This is a genomic window from Rhodoferax sp., assembly GCF_039922535.1.
GTDB lineage: Bacteria > Pseudomonadota > Gammaproteobacteria > Burkholderiales > Burkholderiaceae_C > Rhodoferax_B.
The window spans coordinates 1-1565 of record NZ_JBDTEM010000136.1 but is presented as its reverse complement, the minus strand read 5'-3'; the positions used below and the strand labels follow the sequence as shown (position 1 = coordinate 1565).

The 1565-nt window shown below is 64.2% G+C and carries 2 protein-coding genes; both read right to left on the bottom strand.

The features are described from left to right. Positions 1-497: low temperature requirement protein A (locus ABI213_RS06370; protein ID WP_348026460.1), on the bottom strand; the 497-nt coding region annotated here is incomplete at its 3' end. Between the two features lie 126 nt (positions 498-623). Beyond that, the coding region (locus tag ABI213_RS06365) for a methyl-accepting chemotaxis protein (protein WP_348026458.1) at positions 624-1565 on the bottom strand (942 nt) is incomplete at its 5' end.

The window sequence follows — 1565 nt, the reverse complement described above, 5'->3', positions numbered from 1 at the left end:
GGGCCCTCGCTCCAGCCACCCGCTAGCCAGCACACGCCAGCCAGCAGCATCCACACCAGGATACGCTGGAAATTGCGCACCATGCTTGCGCGCTCACCCCGCACCGCCCACAAAAAGAACAGCGTGCGGCCCACCTGCATGCCCACGTAGGCCAGCGCAAAAGCCCAACCTTTTTCGCCAAAAGCCCGTGGGATCGAGGCCGACAGCACCAGCCCGGCCAGCATCATCGCGAACAAAGCCGTTCGCACCGGTGACTGGACCGGGTCCAGCCAGTTGGTCACCCACGAGGTGAAAATCCACACCCACCACACCGCCATCAGCAGCAGGCCACTGCGCAGGGCGTTGTCCCAGCTCAGCTCCGCCAGTAGCCCGTGCGAGAGCTGGGTGATGGCGAATGCGAAGACCAAGTCGAAGAAGAGTTCGACATTTTCGACTTTGCCGCCGTCTTGGCGGTTGCGCAGCAGGCTGCGGCGGAGTGGGGTGGAAGAGGAGTGCATGGCCGTGGCCCCTGGGCGGATATATCTATAAAAAGTGCCTCTGCCGCAATTTCTACCTGCGGCAGTAGCTATTCTTATAGTAGCAAAAAAGGCCGCTTGCCAGCCTATCCACGCTGGTGCAGATGGTTAAAAAGTTTCCCAGTCGCCTTCGTCGCCGGTTTTGCTGGCGGGGGCCTTGGCGGGTGCCTTGGAGGACGGTGCGGCGATGCGCGGTTGTGTCGGAGCGGGTTTGCGCAACGCAGCGGCGGGCCGCATGGCGGTTACTTTGGGCGGGGCGGGCAGTGGCCGGGTAGGGGGCTTGGCTGCGGTGAATGGGCTGCTGGTGGGCATCCGCGGGGCCATGCTGCGGTCGTCGTCGCCCAGCTTGAACACGGCCACGGTCTGCACCAGTTCCTGCGCCTGCGACTTCAGGCCGCTGGCGGCGGCGGCCATTTCCTCCACCAGCGCGGCGTTTTGCTGGGTGGTTTGGTCCATTTGCCGCACGGCTTCACCCACTTGGGCCACGCCCAGGGCCTGGTCTTGGCTGGCAGCGCTGATTTCACCCATGATGTCGGTGACCCGGCGGATGGAGCTGGCCACCTCGGTCATGGTGGTACCGGCCTGGTCCACCAGGGCCGTGCCTTGCTCGACCCGCTCCACACTGGCGTTGATCAGGGCTTTGATTTCTTTGGCGGCTTCGGCTGAGCGGCCTGCCAGGTTGCGTACTTCACTGGCCACCACCGCAAAGCCACGGCCTTGCTCGCCTGCGCGGGCGGCTTCCACGGCGGCGTTCAGCGCCAGGATGTTGGTCTGGAAGGCGATGCTGTCGATCACGCTGATGATGTCGGCAATCTTGCGCGAAGAGTCGTTGATGCCCTTCATGGTTTCGACCACCTGGGCTACGACCGCACCGCCCTGGATGGCCACGGTCGAGGCCGTTAGCGCCAGCTGGTTGGCTTGCTTGGCGCTGTCGGCGTTTTGCCGCACCGTAGAGCTGAGCTCTTCCATCGAGGCGGCGGTTTGTTCCAGGGCGCTGGCCTGTTGCTCGGTGCGGGCCGACAGGTCGTTGTTGCCATGGGCAATTTCGGC